The organism is Streptococcus azizii (assembly GCF_001984715.1).
In the GTDB taxonomy this organism is placed as follows: domain Bacteria; phylum Bacillota; class Bacilli; order Lactobacillales; family Streptococcaceae; genus Streptococcus; species Streptococcus azizii.
Window position 1 is genome coordinate 24760 of the sequence record NZ_MSPR01000007.1, and the last position, 22549, is coordinate 47308.

General features: G+C 42.8%; 14 protein-coding genes, 1 tRNA gene and 1 other RNA gene. 5 read left to right on the forward strand and 11 right to left on the reverse strand.

Annotated features, from left to right (window positions below; translation table 11 throughout):
• Positions 1 to 1143, forward strand: a complete 1143-nt coding sequence (locus tag BVE84_RS04645; protein ID WP_076995901.1) for an NAD(P)/FAD-dependent oxidoreductase — start codon at positions 1 to 3, stop codon at positions 1141 to 1143.
• A gap of 278 nt (positions 1144 to 1421) precedes the next feature.
• Here BVE84_RS04645 and BVE84_RS04650 read toward each other — a convergent pair whose 3' ends face one another.
• The 5 genes from BVE84_RS04650 to BVE84_RS04670 form a co-directional block, all read right to left on the reverse strand.
• Entirely contained in the window at positions 1422 to 2471 is a 1050-nt protein-coding gene (locus tag BVE84_RS04650; protein ID WP_076995902.1) for a zinc-binding dehydrogenase, read from the reverse strand.
• 66 nt (positions 2472 to 2537) lie between these two features.
• Positions 2538 to 3707 carry an MFS transporter gene (locus BVE84_RS04655; RefSeq protein ID WP_076995903.1) on the reverse strand — a complete coding sequence of 390 codons (1170 nt, stop codon included), beginning with the start codon at positions 3705 to 3707 and terminating at the stop codon, positions 2538 to 2540.
• A gap of 297 nt (positions 3708 to 4004) precedes the next feature.
• Positions 4005 to 5510, reverse strand: a complete 1506-nt coding sequence (pyk, locus tag BVE84_RS04660; RefSeq protein WP_076995904.1) for a pyruvate kinase — start codon at positions 5508 to 5510, stop codon at positions 4005 to 4007.
• 53 nt (positions 5511 to 5563) lie between these two features.
• Positions 5564 to 6577, reverse strand: coding sequence for a 6-phosphofructokinase (gene pfkA, locus BVE84_RS04665; protein WP_076995905.1), 1014 nt, complete (start codon positions 6575 to 6577; stop codon positions 5564 to 5566).
• An 81-nt stretch (positions 6578 to 6658) separates the two neighbouring features.
• Positions 6659 to 9766 carry a DNA polymerase III subunit alpha gene (locus tag BVE84_RS04670; RefSeq protein ID WP_076995906.1) on the reverse strand — a complete coding sequence of 1036 codons (3108 nt, stop codon included), beginning with the start codon at positions 9764 to 9766 and terminating at the stop codon, positions 6659 to 6661.
• Positions 9767 to 10668: 902 nt separating this feature from the next.
• On the opposite strand from BVE84_RS04670, the gene BVE84_RS04675 reads away from it, so the two are divergent.
• Genes BVE84_RS04675 through BVE84_RS04685 form a run of 3 tightly spaced genes read left to right on the forward strand, consistent with a single transcriptional unit; the run spans position 10669 to position 12561 of the window.
• Positions 10669 to 11034 (forward strand): GntR family transcriptional regulator, encoded by a 366-nt coding sequence (locus BVE84_RS04675; RefSeq protein WP_076995907.1) that lies wholly within the window; start codon positions 10669 to 10671, stop codon positions 11032 to 11034.
• A gap of 4 nt (positions 11035 to 11038) precedes the next feature.
• Entirely contained in the window at positions 11039 to 11746 is a 708-nt protein-coding gene (locus BVE84_RS04680) for an ABC transporter ATP-binding protein (RefSeq protein ID WP_076995908.1), read from the forward strand.
• Between the two features lie 14 nt (positions 11747 to 11760).
• Positions 11761 to 12561, forward strand: a complete 801-nt coding sequence (locus tag BVE84_RS04685) for a hypothetical protein (protein ID WP_076995909.1) — start codon at positions 11761 to 11763, stop codon at positions 12559 to 12561.
• Between the two features lie 367 nt (positions 12562 to 12928).
• Here BVE84_RS04685 and BVE84_RS10850 read toward each other — a convergent pair whose 3' ends face one another.
• The 5 genes from BVE84_RS10850 to ssrA form a co-directional block, all read right to left on the reverse strand.
• On the reverse strand, positions 12929 to 13102 hold the full coding sequence (locus tag BVE84_RS10850) for a hypothetical protein (protein WP_158072000.1): 174 nt from the start codon (positions 13100 to 13102) through the stop codon (positions 12929 to 12931).
• Positions 13103 to 13799: 697 nt separating this feature from the next.
• Positions 13800 to 17966, reverse strand: a complete 4167-nt coding sequence (locus tag BVE84_RS04690; RefSeq protein WP_076995910.1) for a pullulanase — start codon at positions 17964 to 17966, stop codon at positions 13800 to 13802.
• A 721-nt stretch (positions 17967 to 18687) separates the two neighbouring features.
• Positions 18688 to 19701, reverse strand: coding sequence for an adenosine deaminase (add, locus tag BVE84_RS04695; RefSeq protein WP_076995911.1), 1014 nt, complete (start codon positions 19699 to 19701; stop codon positions 18688 to 18690).
• A gap of 300 nt (positions 19702 to 20001) precedes the next feature.
• Positions 20002 to 20089: transfer RNA gene (locus tag BVE84_RS04700), tRNA-Ser, on the reverse strand.
• A gap of 45 nt (positions 20090 to 20134) precedes the next feature.
• Positions 20135 to 20482: a transfer-messenger RNA gene (ssrA, locus tag BVE84_RS04705) on the reverse strand.
• A 101-nt stretch (positions 20483 to 20583) separates the two neighbouring features.
• On the opposite strand from ssrA, the gene BVE84_RS04710 reads away from it, so the two are divergent.
• Positions 20584 to 21177, forward strand: a complete 594-nt coding sequence (locus BVE84_RS04710; RefSeq protein ID WP_076995912.1) for a TVP38/TMEM64 family protein — start codon at positions 20584 to 20586, stop codon at positions 21175 to 21177.
• Positions 21178 to 21971: 794 nt separating this feature from the next.
• Here the strand turns inward: BVE84_RS04710 and BVE84_RS04715 are convergent.
• Positions 21972 to 22295, reverse strand: coding sequence for a metal-sulfur cluster assembly factor (locus BVE84_RS04715; RefSeq protein ID WP_076995913.1), 324 nt, complete (start codon positions 22293 to 22295; stop codon positions 21972 to 21974).
• Positions 22296 to 22549 lie beyond the last annotated feature (254 nt).

Consider the following 22549-nt stretch of genomic DNA (forward strand, 5'->3'; position numbering starts at 1 on the left):
ATGAAAGCAAAAGAGATTATCATTATAGGGGGAGGAATTGTTGGCTCTACTGCTGCTTTTTACCTCTCTCAACATCCAGACATACATGTCACACTTATCGATGAAGGGACAGGTAGTGCAACGAGAGCGGCAGCTGGTATCATCTGTCCTTGGCTCTCTCAACGCCGCAACCAAATCTGGTATCACTTGGTTGATAAGGGAGCTGCCTTTTATCCAGACATGATGCAAGACTTACAAAAAGCAGGCATTACCCAACTTCCCTATCAGCAAACAGGAACCATGGTCTTTAAAAAGCAAGACAGCCTGCTAAGCAAATTAGCAAGTCTTGCTCAAGAAAGACGAGAGCGGTCTCCTATGATTGGACACCTTGAGGTCTTAAAGGGGCAAGAAGTAACGAAACGAATCCCCCCTCTTGTCACAGACCAAGGTGCTGTCCTCACATATGGTGGTGGACGAGTTGACGGTGGACAACTCTTAGATCAGCTACAGGAGCTATTTCAACAGCAAGGAGGATGCTTTATCCAAGGAAAAGCCCAACTCTTGCCTAACAAGCAGATTCAAGTAGAGTCCAACAGGTACGACTATGACGAGGTAATCTTAGCAGCAGGTGCTTGGCTACCAGACCTCCTTGCTCCCTTGGGCTACGAGGTTGATATACGGCCACAGAAAGGGCAACTACTAGCCCTAGATACGGACTTTATTACTGATGATTGGCCGGGCTGTATGCTTCATGGAGAGATAGATATTCTGCCATTTGAAGATGGAAAAATCATCATTGGGGCCAGCCATGAAAATGATCAGGGCTATGATTTATCGCTTGATTGGGAAAAAATCCTGCAGATGAAAGCCACTGCTACTTCTTTTCTCCCTGACTTACAAGAATATGAAATCAGTCATACCCGTGTGGGGACTCGAGCCTATACGTCAGACTTTTTACCTTTCTACGGACGACTAGCAGACCAACCTTCTATTTTAGTAGCAAGTGGTCTGGGTTCTTCTGGTCTCACCTGCGGTCCTTTTATCGGCTGGCAACTGGCACAGCTCATCTTATCACACCCCTTTGCATTTGATGCGACACCCTATGCACCCAATCCCTACATCCGATTCCAGCAAGGGCGGGACAGCTCATGCTCTTCAAACTAGAGCAAATGTCGCCTTGTTATACTCAATAAAAATCAAAAGTAGACTAGGAAACGAAGACGAAGGTAGAACTAGCGTTCACCGAGACAAGTTGACAACGTATCCTTTTGATTTTTAAAGAGTATTAGATGTTCGTTCTACCTTCATTTCCTATCCTATTGTTGATTTTTAGTGACTATAGAACACTATACTAGAAAAATAGAGAAAAATGAACAAAGATTGAGATTTTCTTTTCACATCATCAATCTTTGTTCATTTTTATGCTACTGTTAGCCTATTGGCTAGTCTTGATTGACCAATAACATGGACTTAATCACCTTACGATCTGCCATATCTTGGTAGGCTTGATTAACATCTTCCAAAGGATAGGTCTGCGTAAAGACACGTCCCGGATTGATGTCTCCATCAAGTACAGCCTTCAATAAGACTTGCTTGTTATAAGTGGTCACTGAAGCTGAGCCACCTGCAACAGAGATATTCTGGGCAAAGGTAGAACCAAGGGGACGACTGTTGTAATGTGGCACCCCAACAAAACCAACACGCCCGCCATTGTGAAGTACGCCGAGTGCTTGTTCGATGGCTGCCTCGGTCCCCACACATTCAAGTGCTGCGTCTGCTCCGCCACCCAAGATTTCACGAACCTTAGCAATGCCTTCCTCACCACGTTCTGCTACGACAGCAGTCGCACCTGATTCCAAGGCCATGGCCTGTCGATCGGCATGGCGACTCATTAAGACAATCTGAGAAGCCCCCATCATTTTAGCTGCAATCACCGCACATTGCCCAACTGCACCATCACCGATAACGACCACCTTATCTCCACGCTGAACGTTTGCCACACGTGCCGCATGGTAGCCTGTCGGCATAACATCTGCCAAGGCCAAGAGTGATTTGAGCATACCTTCTGAATAGTCAGAGGGTTGCCCTGGAACCTTGATTAAAGCCCAATTTCCATAGTGGAAGCGTAGATACTCAGACTGGAAACCACCACCCCAGTTAGTCGGTGCTGGATGATTATCACAGGTGCCATCAAATCCTGCACGACAAGCATCACAATGTCCACAACCATGCGTAAAAGGAACGATGACAAAATCTCCTGGCTTGACCGTGGTTATCTCACTTCCTACTTCTTCGACGATTCCCAGAGCCTCATGTCCTGAGTTGATGGAGTGGGCTGCACGATCATCTCCATGCGAATAAGACCAAAGGTCCGATCCACAAACACAGGCGCGGACAATCTTGATAATAACATCATCCTTTTCTTGGAGGTGGGGTTTCTCAACCTCACCAATAATCATCGAACCAGCTTTTTCAAAAATTGCTGTTTTCATCCTCTTTCCTCACTTTCTTTACTGGAATATATCTAGTATAGCACTTGGAGTTGACTCCAAGTCAAGCTATTTATAAAAATTTTGCTCCCTCTTCTTTTTGACAAGTATATAGGCCAATGCACAGGCAAGTATCATCAGACTAGCACTAATATAAAAAGGTGTGATAAAAGTTTCAATCTGGAGTTTTTCCAACAATTTCGTTAGTAGGACTGGCGTTAGGACAACACCAATATTTCCTCCTGTAATCGCTAGGCTCGTCACAAAATGGACCTGTTCCTTAGGGAATTGATTAGAAATATAGGAAAAGTTGTAGGACATGATACCAACAAAACTCATCCCTACCAACATGCTAGCCAGTGTAAAAAGGAGTTGGTTGAAAGGAAGGGTAAAAAGAAAGTTCCCGAGTCCCATTGCGATGAAACCAACAAAGAGGCTTGTATCTCCTAACTTCTTCAACATTGAACCAAAGAAACAACCTGTGACAATCCCACTAAGGGCCAATAGGGTGAGCAACTGACTGGATAGGGTTGTTGGAAGACCGTTCCGAGTGACAAGGAGACTAGGAATTTTAATAGTCGCTCCGATGTAGGAGATTCCGACTAAAAACGTTAGGACCATCACCAAACCTACTTGGGGATTCCATACAAGAGTATCCTTTACCGTCACCTGATTCTGCTTCGTTTCAGGAACATTCAGATAAAAGAGGGTAAGAACTGGGAAGGCCAATAGATAGACTAAGAAGGTATAATTGACTCCCACCAGCAAGGCATAGCCCGCTACAAAGGTGGTCAAGGCTTTCCCGATATTTAGAAAAGCTGTTCGCAACCCTATCATCTTGGCTCGCATGTCTCCCTCGTAAAAGTCACTAATCAGACTAATCGAAAGGGAATTATAGAGTCCAATCCCCACTCCCAATAGTAACCGACAGATGAAAACGAGGGGAAAGGAGGTTAAAAAGGTTGGAAAAACGCCAAATACACCAATCAGACTCAAGCCGATTAAAACTGTCCGCTTGGTGCCGACCCAAGAAACAAACAGATTACTGAATAAAACCGTAAGGGTAATCATCATGGCTGGTACTGTCACCAAGCTCTCAACGGAGGCAAGACCGATACTTGCATCCTTAGCATGGTAATAGTGATACAGTTTTGGAATGGCTGGGGCAATCGCCAAATGGGACATTAAAAAGATAGAAATCAGCAAGATTGAAAACCGAGTCATCTCTTTATTTTTCATAAATTCTCCTTTAATACTCTATCAAAATCAACATCTTAATAGGCAAGGAAACCGAAGGGAATTGAAACACTTGAATACTGTCCCAAGTTGGACATCAGAAATTTTTCTCAATCCTCCCATCTTGTTTGAAAGAAACGGGATGAAATGATTGAGAAAAGTTACGACTTTTCGTATTTCAACTACTTTCTTCCTCGTTTCCTAGTCTACTGTTGATTTTCATAGGAAGTACCGTTTTTGATCCTAGCAACTACTGCATCAGAAAAGCCATCGTGGTTTCCACTAGGCTTTTACTAGGTTTTATTTTACAGTACGTACACGCATTGTATTTGTAGAACCAGCGACACCAACTGGCACACCTGCTACGATAACGATGTTGTCACCAGATTGAACAAGACCTGCTTTGATTGCTTCGCGCTCTGCCAATTCAAACATGTCATCTGTAGAAGCTGGTTTATCCGTCACAACTGGGATAACCCCCCAGTTAATCATCAATGATTTTTGAACTTCTTCTGTAAAGGTTACAGCCAAGATGTCTGCATCTGGACGGTACTTAGAGATGGAGCGTGCTGAGAATCCAGTTTCCGTTACCGTTACCACTAATTTGATATTCATTGAATGACAAGCGTCACGAACAGCTGATGCGATAACTTCTGTCTTGCTTGTACGTTTAAAACTTTCTGCGTCTAAACGACCATATTCGTTTAAGAGAGTTTGCGCATTTTTGGCAATAGTCGCCATCGTACGAACGGATTCAACTGGGTATTTACCATTCGCTGATTCACCTGACAGCATGGTAGCATCTGTCCCATCAATAACAGCATTGAATACATCTGATACCTCTGAGCGAGTCGCACGTGGTTTTTCAGTCATTGTTTCCAGCATGTTTGTTGCTGTAATGACTGCTTTACCTGCTGCATTTACCTTAGTGATAATCATTTTTTGGTAAACTGGAACCATTTCAAATGGTACCTCAATCCCCATATCACCACGGGCAATCATGATACCATCTGCTGCATCGATGATTTCATCAATGTTATCAATACCTTGTTGGTTTTCGATTTTCGCAAACAATTTCACATGACCATTGCCAGTTTCTTCACAGATAGCACGTACTTCTTCTACGTCTTTTGCCGTACGAACGAATGAAATCGCAATGAAGTTCAAGCCTTGCTCAAGACCAAAACGGATATCTGCATTGTCACGGTCAGCAAGTGCTGGGAAAGGAATTTTAGTGTACGGAATATTGACACCTTTTTGTTTCGCAATGACACCGTCATTTTCAACTGTTACCTCAAACTCACGTTTTTCATCGTCTTTGGCAAAGACACGAAGTCCCAGCTTTCCATCATCAACAAGGATTTGCTTGCCAACTTCAACATCATCATAGATGTCAAGAGCCCCTGCAACATTCAAGGCAATCACTTCACGAGTTGACTTGATTCCTTGTTTTGTAGCAACACGAAGAGTTTCACCAGTTGTATACTCATATTCTTTTGCGTCATCTTCAAACAATTCTGTACGGATTTCAGGACCCTTGGTGTCAAGTAAGAAACCAACTTTTTGACCAGCGATTTCTTCTGCACGACGCACTGTTGCCATACGTTCTCCCTGCTCTTGGTGATCACCATGTGAGAAGTTAAAACGGAATACATTTGCCCCTTCTTTGATCAATTCAGCGATTTTCTGAGCAGATGCTTCAACATCTAGTTTTTCTCCCCAGTATCCATCTTCACCAAATTTTTTACCACCACGGATTTCAACCGCAGGACCCAATGTAGCAACAAGTTTTACGCGTTTATTCATGATTTGTTTTTTCTCCTTTTTTGCAACCAGTTTATACGAACCGTTATAGATATTTAGTAACGAGACAAGCTCCGAGCCAGTCCTGCTAACTTAGCATCCCCTCTATGTGGGTTGTTGACGATAATCTTACCATCTTCTCCTAGACAAAATAGAGCATTCTCTTCTTTGCTACCGAGAATTGGATGGGCAACAAGTTCATCTTTATGGACACCGACAGCAAGACCACCACAACCTTCTTTCAGAAGCTCAACAGCATAAGCTCCCAAACGTGAAGCTAGAACACGGTCTCGGACGGTTGGACGACCTCCACGTTGGATATGACCGAGTTCAATCGCCCGAAGGTCGCTCGTGTCGCCAGCTTCTTTTAATTTTTTCGCAAAATCATGAGCGGACATGACACCCTCAGCAAGCATGACAATATTGTGGTTCTTCCCTTTTTCGTATCCCTTTTGAATGCTTGCAACGACGTCTTCAATCTTAAAGTCTTCTTCTGGAACGATGATCTCATCAGCACCGATAGCAATCCCTGTCCAAAGAGCAATGTCTCCTGCATGACGCCCCATTACTTCTACGACGAATGTACGGTGGTGGCTCATCGCTGTATCACGAATTTTATCAACCGCATCCATCACCGTCATACATGCCGTATCAAAACCGATTGTGAAGTCTGTACCTGGAATATCATTGTCGATGGTACCTGGTACACCGATCGCTGGAAAACCATGCTCTGTCAAGCGCATCGCACCGTGGTAAGAACCATCGCCACCGATTACTACGACGCCTTCAATACCGTGTTTTTTTAATTGCTCAATCCCTTTTAACTGACCTTCTAATTGAGCAAACTCTGGGTAGCGGGCAGAATACAGCATCGTACCACCAGTACCCAAAATTCCACTGACACCTTCTTTTGTGAGCGGGAAGATGTCTCCAGCTACCATTCCAGCGTAACCATAGTTAATCCCGAAGACTTCCATTCCTTCTGAAATTGCTTTCCGAACAACCGCACGCACGGCAGCGTTCATACCAGGGGCATCACCGCCACTAGTCAAAACAGCAATACGTTTCATTTAACTAATGCTCCTTTTTTCATTTTTAACTGTACCATTATATCACATTTAACCGCTTCATGCTTGACTTTTTGCTATTTTTTACCGAAAAACCGTTTTCATTGAAAATTTCTGTAAGCGAGTTTGCAAGTGGGGAGATTTTTCAACAAATATCCGTTCTAATTGCACCGTCTGGTTGCTATCTTGATAGTGTAATATGACCGGAATTGCCCCTGGATACTCACTCAAAATTCTAGCAACCTGCTGGTCATTCTCTCGGTTTTCCAGCAAGATCCAACATTTCTCCGTACTGGGTTGCTCTAGCCTATCCAACACCATCTGCAGCCGTCCCTCCCGTTCTTGCATCTTACCTGTCAGATAAAAAATCTCTCCTTCTGCCAAGAGGGGCTGGTAGCGCTGGTAGATTTCTGGAAACAGGGTCACATCAAGTTTTTTCTTGGTATCGCTCACTTGGACAAAAGCCATCTGCTGTCCTGTTTTCTTGGTTCTAATCACACGAATCGTCTGAATCTGCCCTAAAATAGTCGCAACACTCCCAGCTACCAATTCAGAAAATGCAGTGTGGGGCTTACTCGTGGACTGGGCTAAGGAGACCAAGGGATGGGGACTGATGCCGACCCCGATGATGGCTTGCTCTAGCCTAAATTTTTCACTATCGCTATAGTCTTCTACTTCAATCCAACTATAGGTTTCTTCTGAAAAAAGGTTTCCAAAGGTATCAGCAAAGACAAAGAGATGATCTAGATTTTGTAAAACTTTCTTTCGATTGGGTTCAAAAATATCAAACAAACCGAGTTCAATCAAGGGTTTCAAAGTCTCTTGCTTTTTAAATTGAGAAGGCAAGCGCAGGATGAAATCCTCCACACTCTTAAAGGGTCGCTCTTCAATCATCCAAAAGGCCAAGTCCTTGGGGAGGCCCTTGATATTTTTTAAGCCCATAAAAATCTTCTTCTCGTCAAACTTATCATGGTAAGGAACGTTATTGACGGTTAGCGGTGCCACCTGAAAATCGAATTGTAGGGCATCGGATATATAATCACTGCTTGAATAATTCAGCATAATGTCAAAAAAGACATCCGGATAATGGGCCTTAAAATAGGCGAGTTGAAAGGCGAGAGCCGAATAAGCATAGGCATGACTGCGATTGAAACCATAACCGGCAAATTTTGCCATCATACCAAAGATGGCTTTTGCCTTATCTTCATCATGCCCATTTTGAAGAGCTCCTGCCAGAAAATCGGCTTCCATCCCCTGCATCTCCGCCTTATTTTTTTTGGACATAGCACGGCGCAAGAGGTCGGCTTTCCCCAGTGTAAATCCTGCGAAGCGCTGCGCAATTTGCATGACCTGCTCCTGATAGAGCATAATGCCATAAGTCGGTTGTAAAATCGCTGCAATCGAATCGTCTAGTAAATCAACCGCTTCTTGACCGTGCTTGCGTTTGACAAAATTATCGGAATAATCACTCGCTCCAGGACGGTTCAGACTGGTGGTCGCCACAATTTCTTCAAAACGACTAGGTTGAACGCGCTTCAGTAAGTGAATCGCCCCTGGTTGCTCAAATTGGAAAATCCCCTTGGTTTGTCCCTTGGCAAAAAGAGCCAAGGTCTTTTTATCTTCCAAATCAATCGCTGCAATCACAATTTTTTGACGATATTTTTCCTCAACAGCTGCCGCCATTTTCTGTACGAAGGTCAGATTACGTAGTCCGAGAAAGTCCATTTTTAAAAGACCGTTAGCTTCAACTGCATGAGCATCATACTGGGTAATCAGCATATCTTCCCCTGCCTTTAAGGGGATGGTATCTGTCAGTTCCTGATCGCTCATGACAACTCCTGCTGCATGGATAGAGGTCTGTCGTGGCTGTCCCTCAATCTGACAGGAAATGGCATAGGCTTTTTGATATTCAATTTTACTATTGATGATCTGACGAAAAGAAGCATTTCGCTCATAGGCTGTTCCCAACGTATCGCGAAAAGAAATCTTCTTCGTGATGGCACTAACTTCGTACTCTGGTGTTCCATAGCGCTTCAAGACATCTCGCAAGGCCTGCTTGGCTCCAAAGGTCGAATAGGTCACAATCTGTGCTGCGTGAAACGTCCCATAGCGCTCTCGTACATAGCGGATAAAATCCCCACGGTGAATGTCTGGAATATCAATATCAATATCAGGCATGCTATAGCGCTCAACATTTAAAAAACGCTCAAAGAGTAAGTCATGCTTGACTGGATCGATTCCTGTAATGTAAAGGGCATAGGCAACGAGACTTCCCACTGCAGAACCACGCCCCATACCCATATAGTAGCCCTGGCTACGACCGAAGCGCAACAAGTCCCAAACGATTAAAAAATAGTCATCAAAGCCCATTTGATGAATGACCGCTAATTCCCGCTCCAAACGTTCCTGATAAGCTGGGTCCGTCAATTTCCTACTCCGAAGCCCCTCTTCTGCCTTTTCACGTAATTCTTCCACCGCCAAGCGTTTGCGATTAAAGCGAGGTAATTTCAACTCTTTATCTAGTTCGTAGGAAATGCCAGAGACCAAGTGCTCCAACTCCTGAAGAGCTTCTGGAAAACGCTGCTTAAAAATGCCCATCAGACTTTCTGGACTTAGCAGGGCCTGGTTATGGATAATGTGTGACACTTGGTTGAGGGGGACGTTTTCTTGAATCGCATGGAGAACCTGCAAAACTTCGACTTGACCTTCTTCAAAGTACCTGACTGTATGTAAGGGAATCAGGGGACGACTGGTCTTCAATGCTGGCGTTGTCGCGCATACTCCGATGTAAAAATCAATCCCTACATCACAGTCCTCAATCCCATCAAAATAGGGAATAATGACTGCAATACCTGCTAGATATGGGCGGATACTCTCAAATTCTCTTTGCCCCATCATCCTTGCCGTTGAGATTTTTAGGAGATTTTGATACCCTTCTGTATCTCTTGCAACGAACTGAAATAGTAAGGTTTCATCCGGTGAAATAGATAACTCCATCTCACAGCCAATAATCGGCTGAATACCTGCTTTCTCACAAGCCTCCATAAAAGAATAGGCTGCATAGAGATTATCGCGATCCATGATGCCTAGATGTGTATAGCCCATGTCCTTAGCACGCGCGACATAGCGCTCGATGGTCATCATACTATCCATGAAACTATAGACGGTTTTAGTATCTAATTGTGCTAGCATATATCACCTCATTTTCCTTCTATCATTCCCTGTTGTTATCATCTTTTATCCTACATTTCATACCTTCTGTCATTCCTCTCAGGCAGCGGGGACGCAAGCACTCCTTTGGAGTGCTTAGACTGAAGAAAAAGTTTATTTTCTTCAAAACGATTATTTTATTATGATACTTTACTTAGGTAGCACGGACGGCAGCAACTCCCTACGGGATTTCATGCCTAGATTTTGAGCCTAAGTCTCAAAATCTCCGAACACCAGAAACATAACGTTTCTGGTGTTTTTTGCTACGGCGTAAAGTAGCGGTTATGAGCTCGCTTCGCTCGCCTTTTCACGAAGAGATAAGAGCACTGATACTATCCTTCGATATTGACATTGACAAATTTTCTCAGAGATACTTTGTCTACAACCTGAGCACTCCTTTGGAGTTTTATCCCTCACTTGTGAGTCTCTGCCTTATACTCAATAAAAATCAAAATTAGTAAGATACAAAGCCCGTAAAAAACTCAAAGTGAAAATAGGAAATCCGACGAGTGAAAAGTTGAGGAAGTATCCTGTTGATTTTTAAAGAGTATGAAAACTAAAGTACTATATCATCTACTATTATACACCAAAAATACTGGCCTTGCTACTGCTGACTTTTAAGAACTTACAGACGGTATGGAGCAGGGCAGAATCAGACTGCTGAAACAACCTAGTTTCTGCAAATTCCTTATGTTATAATCATACTTTCCTTGAATCGACCCAATATCCTTTGCTTTGCAAAGAGTCTGAATAGATTTTTTATCCTGCAATACGAAAATAATACTTGCAATCTTCAAATAAAAGTTGTATTATATATATAAGACAAAGATACAGGATGGAGGCTAAGATTTGCCATCTCACACCATCTATTGAAAGGAGCTATCATGGCTTGGAAATTCGATAATAACTTCCCCATCTATATTCAGATTGCCAATACCATTAAGCTGAAAATTGTGACGCATCAGCTCAATTCTGGAGACAAACTGCCGACTGTGCGTGAGTTAGCAGAAATCGCTGGTGTCAATCCCAATACTGTCCAGCGCGCCCTGTCCGATCTTGAAAGTGAAGGCTTTGTTTACTCGGTCCGCACGACAGGACGTTTCGTAACAGACGATCTTGAACTCATTCAACAGACCCGTATCAGTCTAGCTAAAGATAAGTTGGAGAACTTTGTGACCAGTATGTTAAATCTGGGATTTGAGCAAGAGGAACTCATTCAGCAATTAGAACACTATCTAAAAGGAGAATAAGGATATGGAAAAGAATGTTACACTCGTTGACATCCAGCAAGTATCAAAATCATACGGTGGATTGATCGCCTTAAACAATATCAACCTCAAACTATCTGCTGGAAAAATCATTGGCCTACTAGGACCAAATGGTTCTGGTAAGACTACCTTGATTAAATTGCTCAATGGTCTGCTCCAGCCGGAATACGGTCAGATTTTAATCAATGGTCATCGGCCATCTTTAGAAACGAAACAAATCGTGTCCTATTTACCAGATACGACTTATCTAGATGAACACATACGAATCATTGAAGCTATTGAATTATTCAAAGACTTTTACGCTGATTTTGACGAGGCGCGTGCTCTCCACCTCCTCCAAGATCTCAACATCGATCTCAATAGCCGTATCAAACATCTATCAAAAGGAAATAAAGAAAAGATACAGTTGATTTTGGTCATGAGTCGACAGGCCCTCCTCTATGTCCTTGACGAACCGATCGGCGGAGTGGACCCTGCCGCCCGAGACTATATCTTGCAGACAATTATCAACAACTATTCCCCTACCTCTTCTGTACTGATTTCGACCCACTTGATTTCAGATGTCGAACAGATTCTTGATGAAGTCATCTTCCTCCAATATGGTAGTGTTGTGCGCCACAGTGATGTCGATGATTTGCGGATTGAAAGCGGAGAATCCATTGACGAACTTTTCCGCCGTGAGTTTAAGGCTTAATAAAGGAGATGTTTATGTTTGGAAAATTATTAAAATATGAATTTAAAGCTGTCGGAAAATGGTATTTGGGACTCTATGCCGCAGCTATCTCACTCTCTGTCATCATTGGGTTCTGGCTACAAGACTTCACTACACGTCCAGCTTCTTCACTAACTGGAGTAACTTCAGCCAGCACTGTTGAAGGTGTCCTATTGATTGCAATCCTTAGTAGCTTTGCAATCATTCTTGTAGGTCTCCTCCTCTCCACCCTCTTTCTCATTGTCAACCGTTTCAGAAAGAATGTCTACGGTCGTCAGGGCTACTTGACAATGACTCTTCCAGTTACCAACCACCAGATTATTCTCAGTAAATTAACGGCTGGCTTTATCTGGAGTCTCTTATCTAGTATTGCTACGATCATCTGTCTCCTTATCATCTTCTCCATCACCATCGCTCCAGTCATGAATGAAGTAACAGGAGAGATGCTACAAGAAATGAGTAAGGCTTTCCAACAGCTAGCAGAAACAAACCTTATTTTTTACTATGCAGTAGGACTCATCGCAGACACTGTAAATTCTATTCTCTTAATTTACTTTGCTATTTCACTCGGTCAGCTATTCAAAGACCACCGTACCTTACTCGCTATTGTATTCTATTTTGCCATCAATTTTGCACAAGGTATCTTCAGCTTCATAATCCTCTTATCTATGGGAGGGGATGCTTACACACCTTTAAATACATATAGTCTCTTTACTATCAGCCTATCCATCCTCCTCTCCATCGGCTACTACTTCGGTACCTACTACATCATGAGCAATAGATTGAATCTTCAATAGTAACAAAACATCTCTGAAACAATTAGGTTTCAGAGATGTTTTCGTCATAAATCCCGTTCTAGACAATCACATAATGATTGTCTGGAGTACCACTAGGGAGAGAAATAGCGTTACTACACAATAAAAGTTCCCTTCGTTCGCTACCTATTTTGTCGGTATCGACTGATTCGTACATCCACTTTATACTCAATAAAAATCAAAAGTAAACTAAGATACAAAGGGCGTTAAGCGAGCTAAGCAAAAATAGGAGTTTTGACGCAGAACTTCAAGTTCTAGGAAAAACTATCCCAAAGGGATTCTCAGCTGTAATCAGCTAAAGCCGAAACAGCTGCCTATCTTTTTTGCACAGCTCGTAGCCCGTGTTCAGTTACACAAGATACAAAGTGCGTTTGACACGAGTTGCACTCGTTCTATTTCCAACCTTCAACAGTCTATCCCTAGACTGGTTGACACGAGTTGCACTCGTTTTATTTCCAACCTTCAACAGTCTATCCCTAGACTGCTTGACACGAGTTCCACTCGTTTTATTTCCAACCTTCAACAGTCTATCCCTAGACTGTTGAAGCGAGCAAAGCGAAAATAGGATTGAAACAGTTCGGGGAACTGTTTCAACGGTCACCTAAAAACAAGAAAGTGACCACAGAAGCCTGAGCTAGGAAATAGAAAATTTGACGAAGAAACGTTTGAACACCTAATTAACCTCGCTCTTTCGTTTTTAGGCTCAGTAACAAATTCCCTCACTTTTTAATTTCTAGGTTCGGGCTAAAATAATCCACTGGATTATTTTACTCCCCTGACTATTTCTATCTTTTTTCTCACATTTTTAGTCCGAACTCAATTCCATAAGATGTGAGGACATTAGAAGGTCTAAGTGAAAATAGGAATTCTGACGCAGAGGGTTGCTGAGAGTTTGCTAAGGCAAACTTCTATTTCCCGCCTTCAAAGGTATACCATACCTTTGAAGCTAGGAAGAACTATCTTTTTCACACAGACCTTAGTCCGAACTCAATTCCATAAGATACAAAGCCCGTTAAGAACTCAAAGCGAAAATAGGAAATCTGACGAGTGAAAACCTCCACTGGAGCTTTTCACTCACCGAGGTGAGTTGACGAAGTATCCTTTTGATTTTTAAAGAGTATTAAAAACCAAAGACTGGATTAGCTTCATCTCTCGTCTTGCACAATTCTCAGTAGTGAAAGCTCATCTAGCCTTACTTTTTCTGTGAGTAGCAGAAGGGATTATTCACTCTTTTTATTTTTCCTAAGGAAGGCCATACCCGATATAAGAGACAGGAGACCCAGATAGAGAGAAGTTATTGACCGCTCCTCACCTGCTTTAGGCAAGACTTTCCGATTCTTCCCACTTGCAGAGTTTGATTCCTCTTGCTGGCTTGATGCATCACCTGCCTTTGGAGCTGTTGAACTGCTGGAAGTCTGAGGAGGACTGACTGGTGGTGTTTGCTGAGTACCTGTCTTAGGAGTAAGGGTAACAGGAACGACCAAGGCATCCGTACTCTTATCAGGATAGGTCACAAGAATAGGTATTTCATATTCACCTGCCTTCGTTGGCAATTCTGTATCTGGAGCAAGGCTGACACTTCCTTGACCCACATCTGTTACTGCACCTAAAATATCAGATTCGCTTAGCTCTCCTTCTGGCTTAGTGACGCGCGAAACAGTCGGGCTAGTTTTATCAGCGTCTGTCTCTGGCGCTGGTTGTGGCTCACTTGGGCTATCAACCTCTTTGTAAACATAGGTCACAATTAAGGTTGTATTCCCTTTCACGACACCGCTCGTAGGTGCCGATGTTACCAAATGTCCCCTGTCATCCACCTCGCCCACCGTGTAGTGGCCTGCTGCTGCCAAAGTATAGGTCTTTTTATCATATCCGACGATGGTCTGCAACTTATGTTCTGATTGCTCAGCATCGTAGGCAGTCCCTACTGCGGCATTATAATGAACGAGGGCATTGTCCTTTAGAATACGATCGTTGACATCTTTGTACTTAATAATCACCGACCCCTTTATCTCTCCACCTATTTGTGGGATAACCTCTTCTTTTGCAATCCGTAGAACAGTGGCCGTCAACGGAGCAAGGGTCACCTCATCTTCTGTCACTCTTACACCGTCAGGTGCTTGAATCGCCTCTGTACCTGCCGTTTGACCATCGACTAATACCTTTGCATTCTTTAAAGATTGACCTGCCTTAAACCTACGTTCCTTAGTATCTGCATTGACAAAGACTAGATAAACATCATCGTTACTTGCAAGCACTTGATAACCAAGAACCAAATCATCATGTTCAACACCATCTTGACCAGGTGTTGTGAGCAATCTGACACGCTTTTCTACCTCTTCCTTAGAGGACAATTTGAAAGCGTCGGTAGACTTACGAAGAGCGATCAGCCCCGCCGTATACGCACGGCTCTTTGCATGTTCGGGATGAGTAAGACTGTCTGTTGCCTTACTCCAGTCAAAATGATTGACCGCATCGCTCGAATCATAGGAATCATGGATAAAATAAGGATACTCAAACGGGCTACCGTCTTCATTGGTCAAAAGGTGAGACTTGTTTGGCACCTTATCGTCTGAGACAGGGGTGCGATAGTCGGGATGGCGGAATTGCTTCGTTCGACCATACTCCTGTCCCGAATGGATGAAGGGAGTTCCTTGAGAGGTCAAAATCATCAGATTACCTAAGCGCAGACGACGATGGATTTCCGCTTCATTTTCTGGCTTAGCAGGATCTTTTTTAATGGATTGAGCAATAATATCTGCTAATGGTAAATTATCATGAGCTGCGATGTACTGGATGACATCGCCTGGATCATCTGCTTCAAAGTTCGTCGGTTGCGCCTTGATATTGCGAAAGACTTTGTCGATACTCTGCTTTCCATTTGTAATAAAGGCTGGAGTACCTTCATTAGGATAACCCGATTTTAGCGTATTTCTAATATCGTCTGAAAATACAGCAGCAGAATTGGTAGACTTCATCCAAGACTGGTCAGCAGGTTGAACAGGCTTGTTTTCATCACCTGAATAGGTCGCCCAGCCTTCTCCCAGCATCACGAGATTCGGATTGAGCTTTCTCGCTTCATCATAGGCTGTTTGAATGGTTTCTGCATCATGATCTCCCATTAAGTCAAAGCGGAAGCCATCCACCTTATATTCCTCTGTCAAATACTTAATCGAATCGACCAAGACACGACGACTCATGTGGTGAGTCGTTCCCAAGCGACCACCGCCATAGCTAGTCCGAGGCGTACCGTCTGCATCCATAAAGTGATAATAATTCGGTTCTAGGTCCTCGAATATATCGGTTTTAGCTGTGTGGTTATACACAACATCTAAAATAACCCCCATCCCTCGCTTATGAATTTCATGGACAAGTTCCTTAAATTCTTCTATGCGGGCATTCGGATTGCTTGGATCCGTCGCATACATACCTGTTAGAGAGAAATAGTTCTGCGGGTCATAGCCCCAGTTATAATTGCTATTGCTAGAAGCGTAGTCGTCCATCCGCTCCCCATTTTTTAGTTCATTGACATAGTAATAACTCAAAACAGGTAGCAACTGAATATGGGTCACACCCAATTCTTTTAGATAATCCAACTTCTCTACAAAGGCTGAAAATGTTCCAAATTGAGACTTCAAGTCACCTGCAATCGCCTTATCGGAGGTAAAATCACGAACATGAGCCTCATATATCACAGCGTCTTTTCGATCTTTAAAGCCAGGAATAGTGGCATAATCCAAGTCTTTTGGTCCTACTTCGGATGGATTGACAAAGGCTGCCTTGGCAACCTTATAGGATGGGTCAGTCATTGCTAAATCGCTATTCCAAGCTGCTAGTGATTTCGCATAAGGATCCAGTGTTAATACAGACTGATCTCCCCGTTTGATTTCATAGTGGTAATAATAGCCACGGTAATCCGTGATGCCTAAACCGCTACTAGACGACAGGTCTGCATGCCAGCTTCCCTTGTCCCCTCTGTTCATGGCTACCTTACCTATAACCTTACTTTGATCCTTTTTATCATAGACTACTACTGACACCTCGTCTGCACTTGGTGACCATAAGGTAACGGCCACTTTTTGACCATTTTCGGTCACACGCGCTCCCAGCTCACCATCATACTGATACAAGTGATCTTTCAGTTGCCAATTCATACCTGTCGTAAATTGCTCGCTTCCATATCTCACTGTGTAGGGAGCTTGATTGCCACCGAAGTCCCCTTGGATTAGAATTTTTTTCGCATCTTTATCTAGGACAATGTCCTTTATTTCAACTGCCTGATTGTCCTTGTTTTTCACCTGCAAATTCTGTAAAATCTCCTCTTTTGTCACATTTTCTAAAGTGGTAAAGGTCGCTTCAATTTCCGTTAAACTAATCTGCTGTGCTCCCTTCATTCGGACATCATTGATAAAATAAGGATTCGTATAAATCATTGGGTCCGCATCTCGCAAAAAAATCTGACGATACTTTTTCAAGTCTGTAAACTTATAATCGTTGGGCTGAATTTTCACATCATCCCCTGATTTGCTTTCGTCTAGCAGCAGGAAGCCAATGGTTTTAGCTAGATCAGTCAACTTCACATCAAGGTAAGCACCAAATTTGCCTTGTTTTTCAAAATCAAGACCATCTGGCCAGTTGGTCGTAGGGCTTTCAACATCTCCCCATAACCACAAGGACTTACGATCGTAGTTGTTATCCGAACGCAGATAATTGATACGCACCATGCCTTCCGCGATAGGTTCATAAAGATAGGTATTATACTCTTCATCTAGCCAGATTTCATTCATCTGGGGACTAATCAAATCAACTGTTTTATCTCCCGTTAGATTTTGTCCCGATGTATTATTGATTAAAAAACTGATTTTTTCGCGCTTGGCTGTAGAAAGCGGAACATCAAGATAATAGCCATAATGATCCGCTTTCGCTGCTGAAAAGTTCGTTGCCCCCATTGGCCAGCTACCATTTTGAGCAGAAGGCTTTTCCACATCATCCCAAGTCCATAGGCCAAGGCTAGCAAGGTCATCTGAAGGAAGTTTCTTGAAATGCAGACGGATAAAGCCAGCTTTTATCTCGTCCTTTTCCTCTACAGGCGCTGCACGAAAAGCAGGAGCAGAGCTTACTTCTTCAGACTGTCCGTCTCCATCGTCTGAGCCTAGCTGGTCATTAGAAGCACTTCCTTTATCAACTGTCTCCTCCTTCTCTACCGCATTTTCTACAGGATCAGGAGACTCTGCCTGTAAGATTGGGGTACCTACGTCTGGTTCTTCTGCTTGAACAACCTGACTTCCCAAAGCACAAAAACTAGCCGATAACAGTATCGAAGCAGTTCCACATTTGAGGGTGCGCAATCCAAAATGCTGTCGCTCCCTGCCAATCGTTTCCTTTTTCATTCAGAAACCTCCTAAAATTCGATATTGATGCAAACGTTTGCTCCACCTATCTAGTATATCCTCAATACAATAAATTGTAAAGGCTTTCATTGAATTTGTAGATATTTTTTACATTAAGATACAAAGGGCGGTTAACACGAGGTGAACTCATTTTATTTCCAACCTTCAACAGGCTATCCCTAGACTGTTGAAGCAACTCTTAGAAAAAATAGACAATCGAAGTGGGTGGTCTTGCAACCAATGAGATTGGACTTTTTTCAGTGAGTTGTAGCTCGAGTTTATTTAAGATGTGAGGACGTTAAGAAAATGTAAAGAAAAATAAGGAATCAGAACAGATGAATCCGCAAATGCTAACCTCGCTGTATAAGTTTTAGGTTCGGGCTTATGTGGTCACTTTCTTCTTTTTGGGTGACCAGTTGCAACAGTTCACCGAACTTCATGGTCACTCTCTAGTTTCTAGGTGACCAGTTGCAACAGTTCACCGAACTGTTGCAATCCCCTGACTAGCTTCGCTTCCTAGTTTCTATCTCGTCAGACAAGCTGGAACAGAGTTTTACCCTTGCCTTCGTTGCCTATTCAGATTTCGATGTCTATAGAATCCAGCAAAGCAAACTTACCCTCATCACCGCAAGCGCTAAGATGAAGGCAAGCCCAGTACACCATAGCTATAGACTCATTGGAGAATATAAAAAACCAAGAGTAGCAATACTCCTGGCTTAGGTCATTTGTGATAGGCTATTTCCAACTGCTTCAACAGCTTTTCTTTTTCTGCTTCTGTTGAAAAACTAGCTCGTATAGCATTCTGGTTGAAGCGATAGAAATCTTCCTTACTGGTTCCAAAATATTGGGCAAACAAGCTGTATTCCTTGGTCAGAGTCGTATCTGATACTGTACGGTTATCCGTATTGATAGTGATATTAGCTCCTAAATCATAGAGAACTTGATAGGGGAAATCTGCCAAACTTGAAGCAGCACCCGTCTGTAGATTACTGGTCAGACACATCTCAACCGTTGCACCTGCTTTTATAACATCTTCGATCACCTCGTGGTCCTTCAAAAGAGCTGTTCCGTGACCGATACGCGAGATTCCTAACTGCACAGCATGGGCTACATTAGCAACACAACCACATTCTCCTGCGTGGAAGGTCATCGGCAAGCCCAGACTCTGTGTTTCTTCGATAGCCTTTGTTAGTAGCTTTGTCGGATAATCAGCTTCATTTCCTGCAAAATCAAATCCAACCAAGCCCTTATGAGCTAGACTGACAACTTCTTGAAAAATGGCCTGCGTTTGTTCGGGATCACTTTGCTTCAAGCCACAAACCAGCACCTTAGCAAGCGTACCAAACTCCGCTTCTGCCTGCTGGATTCCTTCTAGGACTGCTTCCACTGTCTCAAGCGCCGTAAGACCTTGATCTGTAGACAATTCTGGAGCAAAGCGGATTTCCATATACAAAACATTTTCCCTCGCTGCCTGAGCGACTACATCATAGGCCGCAAATCTGAGTGCCTCCTTGGTCTGCAACAAGGGGCGGATAAAATCAAACACTGTCAGATAGTCCAATAGAGACTTTGTCCGAGTAGGTGCTGTAATCAGATTGCGCAAATCCTCATCACGATTGGGGAGGGATATGTGAGCCATCTCAGCCAACTGTCGAATGGTATTCAAGGATAAGGAGCCATCTAAATGGCAATGTAGTTCAGCCTTTGCTAACTGATGAAGCATTTCTTCCTGCATATATCACCTCTTCGTTCGTGTATTGTTAGTATCACCATTTGGTTTGCCTTTTATTACTTCGACGATTGAAACGCGCCAGTGGAGGTTTCCAGCCTGCCACCTTTCATTAAAAAAGTGGTAATTTGAAACTCCCTTCCCTTATTTCCAACCTTCAACAGTCATTGACATGAGTTACCTCGTTTCATCTCCAACAGACTAGGAGCTAGTACTAAAAGTCTCTATCATCTCAGTGACAAGATAAAACGACTCCTACATGATAGCTTCATATACAAAAAAACTCCTCGTGGGAGTTTTTCCTAACGGAAGACATGGGATTCGAACCCACGCACGCTGTTACACGCCTACCGCGTTTCCAACACGGCCTCTTAAGCCTCTTGAGTAATCTTCCATCTGAACTACCGTCCATTATATCATAAATTTGTCCTCTTGACAAATATGGAGCCGGTGGGAGTCGAACCCACGTCCAAACATCTGCTAACTTATTCGTCTACAACCATAGGTTATGTCTTAATTTAACTGATATACGACACATAACTCAAGTCCTATACAAGCGATTCAGTACATCTCTTTTAGAATTTACTGACACAATTCTAACGTAGCTTGCTCAATTAAGACCAAATAGCAAACACAAGCAATCTGCTACTAGTCACGCAGGCAGGTTATTAAGCTGCTAATGCGTAAGAATTTGTATTTTTTGCAGTTATATTTAACTGGCGTTTTACATCCGCTAGATGGGTTGCAGAACAAGCCTCATAATGCCTGTCGAATCCGTAACGACCCCTCATTGTAGTACCGTATCAGTATATCAAATTAGAAAAAAAATAGCAATAGATTTTTGTTTTCTAATTTCAGAATTGGATTGTTTTATGGTAAAATAATGATATGTATAAATTTTGGCAAAAAACCTTTCAAGTACTCAGTATTCTCACGCTCATTGCCAGCGTCTTTCTCGTTTTCTGGCTCTATAAGATTGGCATTTTAAACGATCAAAATGTCTTTGCCGATACGATTAAAAGCCATGGAGCATTCGGTAGCTTGACTTATCTATTCATCCAGATTATTCAAGTGGTCTTTCCCATTATCCCTGGAGGTGTGACGACCGTTGTTGGCTTTCTCGTTTTTGGGCATTGGTGGGGCTTTGTCGTCAACTATGTTGGAATCTCAATCGGGAGTATCATCCTCTTTTGGTTGGCACGAAAATATGGAAAGGCCTTCTGTCTCCTCTTTATGACGGAAGAAACTTTCTACAAGTACGAGAGTAAGATTGACAATAAAAAAAGCTATGAAATTTTCTTTATCCTCTGCATGCTGTCGCCTGTCTCCCCTGCTGATATTGTGGTCATGATTACTGGATTGACCAGCATGAGTTACCGCAAATTCACAACCATTATCCTTTTATGTCGCCCAGTTTCCATCGTTGCTTACAGCTTCTTTTGGATTTATGGTGGACAGTGGCTACAGCAATTTATCAAATAAGAGCCTAGAAAATAAGAAAAGATACAAAGCCCGTAAAAAACTCAAAGCGAAAATAGGAAATATGACGAGTGAAAAGCTCCAGTGGAGGTTTTCGGCATATTTCATAAAGGTAGCTGAGAGGTTACCAAAGCAAACTCCTCTTTCCCGCCTTCAAAGGTATACCATACCTTTGAAGCTAGGAGTATTTATCCCAAAGGGATTCTCAGCTGTAATCAGCTAAAGCTGAAACAGCTGCCTATCTTTTTCGCACAGAGTTTAGGGCGTGTTCAATTAAGATGTGAGGACGTTAAGAAAATGTAAAGAAAAATAGGGAATCGGAGCAGGTGACTCAGGTCAGCAAGCCGATTCATCTTTTTTCTCACATTTTTAGTCCGAACTCAGTTACATAAGATACAAAGCCCGTGAAAAACTCTAAGCGAAAATAGGAATTCTGACAAGTGAAAAGCTCCAGTGGAGGTTTTCAGCTCATTTCCTAGCTTTCCTGCTTCTTGGCTCAAACTTCTGTGGTCACTTTCGTGTTTCTAGGTGACCAGTTGAAACAGTTCACCGTTCTGCTATGGTCACTTTCGTGTTTCTAGGTGACCAGTTGAAACAGTTCACCGTTCTGCTATGGTCACTTTCTGATTTTTGGGTGACCAGTTGAAACAGTTCACCGTTCTGCTATGGTCACTTTCTGATTTTTGGGTGACCAGTTGAAACAGTTCACTGAACTGTTTCAATCTCAGCTGTAATCAGCTAAATTTGTATCAGTCTACCAAAAAACTTCGTTAGAACAACTATCTAACGAAGTTTTTTTACTTAATACCTAGGGCTATGCGCGCATAGCGACTCATTTTTTGTACGGTCCAGGCTGGCGACCAAACCAGACGAACATCTACTTCTGTCACTTCTGGAATCGTAGCCAATACATCATGGATTTGATCAGTAATCAAATCAGCTAAAGGGCATCCCATGGTCGTTAAGGTCATATCAATTTCTGTTTTTCCATCTAGAAAACGAATTTCATAAATCAATCCAAGATTGATAATATCAATTCCTAATTCAGGATCAATGACTTCCTCCAAGGCATGGAAAATCCGTTCCTGAATTTCATTTACTTGTTCTTCTGTATAAGCCATTGACATCTGTCTCCTACTACTTTGGTGTGATACAAGGTTATTCCTGTATAAAAAAGGCCGACTCATTAGCTCGCTTTCAAATCAAAGCGTGTGCTGATACCACCTAGTTTACGATTTACAGGTGCTAGCAACTGACTACCTATTTCTCTCTTATGAATGTTCAAAGAGCTCCCCAAGCTAGCCTCTGTCTCGTTGCTTGCGGGGCGTTAAAACGGTTCGCTGAACCTGGCTCGCTTTCCTATTTTCATGCGAGC

What these genes read in the sequence shown, in the direction of transcription:
- BVE84_RS04645 (WP_076995901.1), top strand. Translation starts at nt 1, where the DNA reads ATGAAAGCAAAAGAGATTATCATTATAGGGGGAGGAATTGTTGGCTCT.
- pfkA (WP_076995905.1), bottom strand. Translation starts at nt 6,577, where the DNA reads ATGAAACGTATTGCTGTTTTGACTAGTGGCGGTGATGCCCCTGGTATG.
- BVE84_RS04670 (WP_076995906.1), bottom strand. Translation starts at nt 9,766, where the DNA reads ATGCTAGCACAATTAGATACTAAAACCGTCTATAGTTTCATGGATAGT.
- BVE84_RS04650 (WP_076995902.1), bottom strand. Translation starts at nt 2,471, where the DNA reads ATGAAAACAGCAATTTTTGAAAAAGCTGGTTCGATGATTATTGGTGAG.
- add (WP_076995911.1), bottom strand. Translation starts at nt 19,701, where the DNA reads ATGCAGGAAGAAATGCTTCATCAGTTAGCAAAGGCTGAACTACATTGC.
- BVE84_RS04675 (WP_076995907.1), top strand. Translation starts at nt 10,669, where the DNA reads ATGGCTTGGAAATTCGATAATAACTTCCCCATCTATATTCAGATTGCC.
- BVE84_RS04680 (WP_076995908.1), top strand. Translation starts at nt 11,039, where the DNA reads ATGGAAAAGAATGTTACACTCGTTGACATCCAGCAAGTATCAAAATCA.
- pyk (WP_076995904.1), bottom strand. Translation starts at nt 5,510, where the DNA reads ATGAATAAACGCGTAAAACTTGTTGCTACATTGGGTCCTGCGGTTGAA.
- BVE84_RS04685 (WP_076995909.1), top strand. Translation starts at nt 11,761, where the DNA reads ATGTTTGGAAAATTATTAAAATATGAATTTAAAGCTGTCGGAAAATGG.
- BVE84_RS04655 (WP_076995903.1), bottom strand. Translation starts at nt 3,707, where the DNA reads ATGAAAAATAAAGAGATGACTCGGTTTTCAATCTTGCTGATTTCTATC.
- BVE84_RS04715 (WP_076995913.1), bottom strand. Translation starts at nt 22,295, where the DNA reads ATGGCTTATACAGAAGAACAAGTAAATGAAATTCAGGAACGGATTTTC.
- BVE84_RS04710 (WP_076995912.1), top strand. Translation starts at nt 20,584, where the DNA reads ATGTATAAATTTTGGCAAAAAACCTTTCAAGTACTCAGTATTCTCACG.
- BVE84_RS04690 (WP_076995910.1), bottom strand. Translation starts at nt 17,966, where the DNA reads ATGAAAAAGGAAACGATTGGCAGGGAGCGACAGCATTTTGGATTGCGC.